The sequence below is a fragment of the Desulfomarina sp. genome, assembly GCF_054039375.1.
Genome location: NZ_JBPLBA010000141.1, coordinates 1 through 5,896, shown reverse-complemented (window position 1 = coordinate 5,896; position 5,896 = coordinate 1). Strand labels below are relative to the sequence as shown.

The following is a 5,896-nucleotide window of genomic DNA, read 5'->3' as shown; positions in this document are numbered from 1 at the left end:
AACGGGAAAAACTTGCAGAGGATCAGGGTGCATAATCCTTTTCTTTTTGAAGGCACTCTGGAGTTTACTCTTGAAGTCCTGTCATGAAAAACAGGGAAGCGTAGAATCCGAGAAAATTTTGTGAGCCTATGCAAAACCAGCTCCTGTTGCGATTGAGCGTTTCCGGGATACTGGAGATGATCACCTGCCGGGGCTGGAGCATTTATGGCTACCTTGAAAAATTGCTTTTCGGAGGCTCGCAGGCTCGCTACCTCGCCCGATCTCTGTATCACAGCAAAAAGAAAGTGTTCACATGCTGCTAATATGCTGGGCTTTTAGCGGCACAGTCAAGCTGCCCGGCTATCTTCACTGGTCCTCGGAGTCTTTGCTTACCTGATCTCGAACGAAAAATCTAATTTTTCAAGGCACTCTTATGTTCCTGCATCAATATGGACTGCTGGCATTAAGCCGCCCAAAGAAGACTCCTTTCCCATGACCACCGCCATCGGTGACCAGTCCAGAGTTAATTGTATTCTACCTCTGATAATTTTTATCGAAAAGAAAGTCAAATAAACATCTTCTCCTGCCCCATCTCCATCTTTTTTAAACACGAAAAACCAGCAGAACGACTTTTTCTGTTGCAAGGCAACGCTTTACAGAAAAATGTAAAAACAACAAAAAATTGGGGGTCTATCACTATATGATAGAGCAGGTGTGGTATGATGGAGCAAGTAATAAAGGTTTTACGCCAGGTGGTAATTTTGTTTGGAAATTAAACATACAGAATAATGAGTACGCTTACACATGCAATAAATACATTTTATGCCCATAGTCTGAAAGGTTTGCCGGTTGAAAAGTGGCAGCCACTTGAAGAGCATCTGGAGAATGTGGCTGTAAGAGCATCGGCATCGGCACGGTTTTTCCGTAGTGATGCGTGGGTATTTGTGGCAGGGAAAAACCATGACATCGGCAAAGGAACGCTTTCCTGGCAGGCTTGGTTGCGAAGGGAGAATCGAGTCGAAGATGAATATGACGATTTTTACCAAGGCCACCCAAACCATGCTGCCATAGGTGCACAACTTCTGTTCAAGCAGTCCACCCAAGCTGGGAAGTTGCTTGCCTATTGTATTGCCGGCCATCACGGAGGGCTCCCCAACTGGAGTTCTGGCCAAAGATCAGGGCTTGGCGAAAAACTTTCGGAACAAATGGTAAAAATTGATTTTCCGCATGTCCCCGAAGAGTTCCCAACAGACCTCCCGTTTCCGCTGGAAAATGATTATGCCGGTTTTCAGATTCAGTTTTTTGTGCGGATGCTGTTTTCCTGCCTCGTTGATGGTGATTATCTCGACACAGAAACCTTTCTTGACAAAAAGCGAGCCGGATGGCGTAACTGTTATCCCTGTCTGGTTGAGCTTCACAATCGTTTCTGGACAAGTTTCAATACGCTGCGCAAGAAGGCTGATCCGGATTTATCTGTAAATAAATGTCGTGAAAGCGTGTTGAGCGACTGCCTGCAATCCGCAAATGAATCTCCGGGAATTTTTTCGCTTACCGTTCCAACCGGAGGCGGCAAGACCCTTGCTTCATTGGCCTTTGCCCTGAATCACGCCAAAAAATATAAAAAGCGAAGAATCATCTATGTTATTCCGTTTACAAGTATTATTGAACAGAATGGAAAAGTTTTCCAGGATATGCTGGGAGATGATGCAGTGCTTGAGCATCATTGCAATTTTATTGCCGATGATGCAGACTGGCAGACCAGACTGGCCACTGAAAATTGGGATGCGCCAATCATCGTTACCACCAATGTCCAGTTTTTTGATTCTTTTTTTGCCAACAAGCCCTCCAAATGCCGCAAACTTCATAATGTATCTGAAAGTGTGGTTATTTTTGACGAAGTACAGGCAATCCCTGTTGAGCGGTTAACTTGTTGTCTTGGTGTTATCCAGGAGTTGGCCAAAAATTATGGCGTTACCTCGGTGTTGTGTACTGCTACCCAGCCGGCCATAGAACATTCCTCTCAATTTCCTGCAGGGCTGAAAATCGACCGGGAAATTGTCACGGATATTCCTGCTCTTTTTGCCGCTTTGAAACGAACGGAAGAACGTTTCATCGGGACTCTGACTGAACATGAAGTCGCCAAACAGCTTGCGAAACTGCAACAGGTGTTGTGCATTGTCAACACTAGGCAGCAGGCCCTGGATGTTTTTGAAAACTTGCCGGAATCCAGAAATAATTTCCATTTAAGCGCCCTGATGTATCCGGCACACAGAAGCGAAATTTTCTCCGAAATCAGAACGAGGCTGGAAAACGGAGACCCGTGCCGGGTGGTCAGTACCCAACTTATTGAGGCCGGTGTTGATGTTGATTTCCCGGCTGTTTTCAGAGCAACCGCCGGAATTGATTCCATTGCTCAGGCCGCAGGCCGCTGCAACCGGAACGGTCGTAGCCCTGTTCCCTGCAAGGTGTCTGTTTTTGATTTCCCGGAAGAGAGCGGATGCGGTTTTTTCCGGCAGGCAGCCCAGTCCGCGAAAAAGCTGTTTGAATCATTTGTCGGGAAACTCACCGATCCAGAATGCGTAAAAGAATACTTTTCCGATTTTTTCTGGAAAAATGAGCAGATGATGGACAAAGACGGAATATATAATTTGTGCTGTCTTGCCTATATGGGTGAAATCCAGTTTCGTGACATTGCCGGGTTCAGGATGATCGAATCGGCAACCCTACCGGTGATAATCGCCCTTGATCCGGAAGCCCTGCAGCTTGTCGATCGCCTTGCCCATGTGGAGCGGCATGGTGGTATCTTACGAAAGCTGCAAAAATATGCGGTTCAGATATACCCCTATCAGTTGGATGAAATACGTGACTGGCTCGAAGAACCCGTGCCGGGGATTTGGGTGCTTCGTTCTCAAGAACTCTATTCCCGTACCACGGGTTTACAATGCAGTGCCCCCATGGGGGAGGCATTTTTTGGATAAACCGAACAAGAAGATGGAGGTGTGATGGCAAAGCGCTATGGAATCAGATTGAGGGTGTGGGGAGACTATGCCCTGTTCACCCGGCCGGAAATGAAGGTTGAACGGGTCTCCTACGATGTCATAACCCCGTCGGCGGCCCGGGGCATTCTGGAGGCCATTTACTGGAAACCTGCCATTTGCTGGATAATCGACCGTATTCATGTGATGCGTCCGATCCGGTTTGAAAATATCCGGCGCAATGAGCTAGCCAATCGGGTATCGGTGAACAACCGTGACATGCAGGGCGATCGTCCGGTATGCCACTATATAGAAGATGATCGCCAGCAGCGGGCCTCAATGGTGCTGCGGGATGTGGAATACATCATTGAAGCCCATTTTGAGTTGACAGGAACGGAGGACAATGATCCAGGTAAACATTTGGCGATTTTTGAACGGCGGGTCAAAAAGGGACAGTGTTTTCACCGGCCCTACTTTGGTTGCCGGGAGTTTCCGGTCAATTTTTCCTGGTGTAATGAAATTCCGGAACCCATCTTTTCCGGAGAACAGGATTTTGGATACATGCTGCACGACATTGATTTTGCCAATGACAGGACTCCTGGTTTTTTCCGGGCTGTGATGCGTGACGGCGTGATTGAGTGCTGTCAAGAGGTGGTTTCATGATCTTTCAAGCGTTGATCGACCTCTATGACCGTCTTCCGCAGGGTGAGCCGAAAAAGGGTGTGCCGTCCTATGGTTTCAGCATGGAAGATATCGGTTTTGTGGTCACCCTTGACCGGCACGGCAATATGATCGGCCAGCCTGAAGATGTACGGGAAAAGGTTAAAGCGAATACCTTCAATTACCGGCTGTCAATGGTTCCCTACACCAACCAGGTAAATGTTCGTTCCGGCAGAGGCGCCGCCGACACACCGAATTTTATGGTGGATAAAACCGATTACATTTTTGGTATGTCCGGTAAGGCAAAGAAAAAAGTTCACCATGCATCATTTATCAAATTGCTGGACGATGTAACCGGCGATACAGACGATGAGGGTGTGCTGGCAGTGAGGCAGTTTTTTGCCAACTGGAATCCCGCTGATTCATTGGAACTGGAACAGTGGAAAGACATTTCCGGGATGCACGGCAAGTGGATAGCCTTCCGGCTGCAGGGAGACCGCCTCCTTGTCCATGAGCGGCCTGCGGTTCAGCGGCTCTGGCGTGAGTATCTTGCCGATCAGAGCTTTCCCCAAGGGGTCAACTTTGTTGATGGCCGCCTATCTCCCTTGCAAGGGCAATATACTCAGTTCAAATTCGGCTCCGGTGCTTCCCTGGTTTCCTTTAATAAAAAAGCATACGAATCCTATGGAAAAAAACGGGGGGAGAATGCGCCCATCTCTGTTGAATTTGAGTTCAAAAGCGCCGCAGCCCTGAAGTTTTTGCTTCGCAGCAGAACCCATCGGTTGAAGATAGGTGATGCGACAACGGTTTTCTGGGCAAAGCGGGAATCGGTTGTGGAACCGTTTTTCGGACAGGTAATGAATCCGGCGCTTGATGACCCGGCAGCAGCATTACAGGTGCGAAAATTTTTGGAGGCTGTTTGCAAAGGGACACTTCCGGCAGATCTGGAAAACGATCGGGACATAAAATTCTATATCCTGGGGCTGGCCCTGAACAAGGCACGGCTGGCCTTGCGTTTCTGGCATGTCTGCACGGTGGGCGAGTTGATGAGCAGGTTTCGGGATCATTTCAACAATCTGGCCATGGAAAGGTCGGAAAAGGATATTGAATTTCCCGGAGTCTGGCACCTGCTGAAAGAAACAGCAAGGGAGAGTAAGGATCTTTCTCCGATCCTTGGCGGTGCGCTTACCCGTTCTATCCTTACCGGCGGCCGTTACCCTGAAAGTCTATTTCGAGGAGTGTTTGGACGTATCCGAGCAGATCAATCAAAAAAACATAAGACTACAGGTAAATCAATACCCCATGTAACCTATTTGCGTGCTGCTATTCTCAAGGCGGTTCTGCAACGAAATTATAAAAAGGAGGTGCCCATGTCACTGGATACAGAAAGAAGAGATACTGCCTATCTACAGGGAAGGCTGTTCGCTGTCCTGGAGAAGGCGCAACTGGATGCCCTGGGCAAGGTCAATACCACAATCAAGGACAGGTTTTTCAGTGCGGCTTCGGCCACTCCGGCCAGTGTGTTCCCGCGGTTGATTCGCCTGAGTCAGCATCACATTGAAAAGGCGGAATACGGGTATGTTTCAGACCGGCGCATTGCTGAAATCATGGAACATATAATCGATTTTCCTGCCCACATGAATCTGCAGGAACAGGGTATTTTTGCCATAGCTTATTATCATCAGAAGAATGCGATAGAGAGAGAAATTGAAGAAGCACGTAGAAAGAAAAAAAACAGGGAGAATAAAAATGGCTGATCCAATCAAGAAACGGTATGAATTTGTCTTACTGTTTGATGTGAAAAACGGTAATCCAAATGGTGATCCGGATGGAGGGAACATGCCTCGCATTGACCCGGAAACCGGACATGGCATTACCACTGATGTCTGTCTGAAGCGTAAGGTCAGAAATTATGTGGAACTGGTCAAGGAAGATCAGGCTACGTATAATATTTATGTCAAGGAGAAAGGGATACTTACCGAGCGGCGGCAACCTGCCTATGAAGCAGTAGCAGATGAAGAAGACAAAGCCTCAAAATTAAGCAAGGCCAGGGCCTGGATGTGTAGAAATTTCTTTGATGTGCGGACATTTGGTGCCGTCATGTCTACTAAGGAAAATAACTGCGGCCAAGTCAGGGGACCAGTACAGTTTGCCTTTGCCAGAAGTATTGAACCTGTTGTGCCCCTTGAGGCAAGCATAACCAGAATGGCTGTTGAAACCAGAAAAGAGGCAGATGCCCAGTCCGGAGATAATCGTACAATGGGTCGAAAGGCATACATTCC

Annotated in this window: 5 protein-coding genes; 4 read left to right on the top strand and 1 reads right to left on the bottom strand. The window is 47.8% G+C overall.

What is annotated here, in order from left to right:
• Positions 1–410: 410 nt before the first annotated feature.
• Positions 411–590, bottom strand: coding sequence for a hypothetical protein (locus ACXLDX_RS08700; RefSeq protein WP_457576784.1), 180 nt, complete (start codon positions 588–590; stop codon positions 411–413).
• Between the two features lie 177 nt (positions 591–767).
• On the opposite strand from ACXLDX_RS08700, the gene cas3 reads away from it, so the two are divergent.
• The 4 genes from cas3 to cas7c form a co-directional block, all read left to right on the top strand.
• Positions 768–2,957, top strand: coding sequence for a CRISPR-associated helicase Cas3' (gene cas3, locus ACXLDX_RS08695; protein WP_457576783.1), 2,190 nt, complete (start codon positions 768–770; stop codon positions 2,955–2,957).
• Between the two features lie 24 nt (positions 2,958–2,981).
• Positions 2,982–3,617, top strand: coding sequence for a type I-C CRISPR-associated protein Cas5c (cas5c, locus tag ACXLDX_RS08690; RefSeq protein WP_457576782.1), 636 nt, complete (start codon positions 2,982–2,984; stop codon positions 3,615–3,617).
• Positions 3,614–5,371, top strand: a complete 1,758-nt coding sequence (gene cas8c, locus ACXLDX_RS08685; protein ID WP_457576781.1) for a type I-C CRISPR-associated protein Cas8c/Csd1 — start codon at positions 3,614–3,616, stop codon at positions 5,369–5,371. Before cas5c ends, cas8c begins: the two co-directional genes overlap by 4 nt.
• Positions 5,364–5,896: type I-C CRISPR-associated protein Cas7/Csd2 (gene cas7c, locus ACXLDX_RS08680; RefSeq protein WP_457576780.1), on the top strand; the 533-nt coding region annotated here is incomplete at its 3' end. The genes cas8c and cas7c, both read left to right, overlap by 8 nt.

Bases quoted from the DNA above. Each gene is read 5' to 3' on its own strand.
- cas3 (WP_457576783.1), top strand. From the start codon at position 768: ATGAGTACGCTTACACATGCAATAAATACATTTTATGCCCATAGTCTG.
- cas5c (WP_457576782.1), top strand. From the start codon at position 2,982: ATGGCAAAGCGCTATGGAATCAGATTGAGGGTGTGGGGAGACTATGCC.
- cas8c (WP_457576781.1), top strand. From the start codon at position 3,614: ATGATCTTTCAAGCGTTGATCGACCTCTATGACCGTCTTCCGCAGGGT.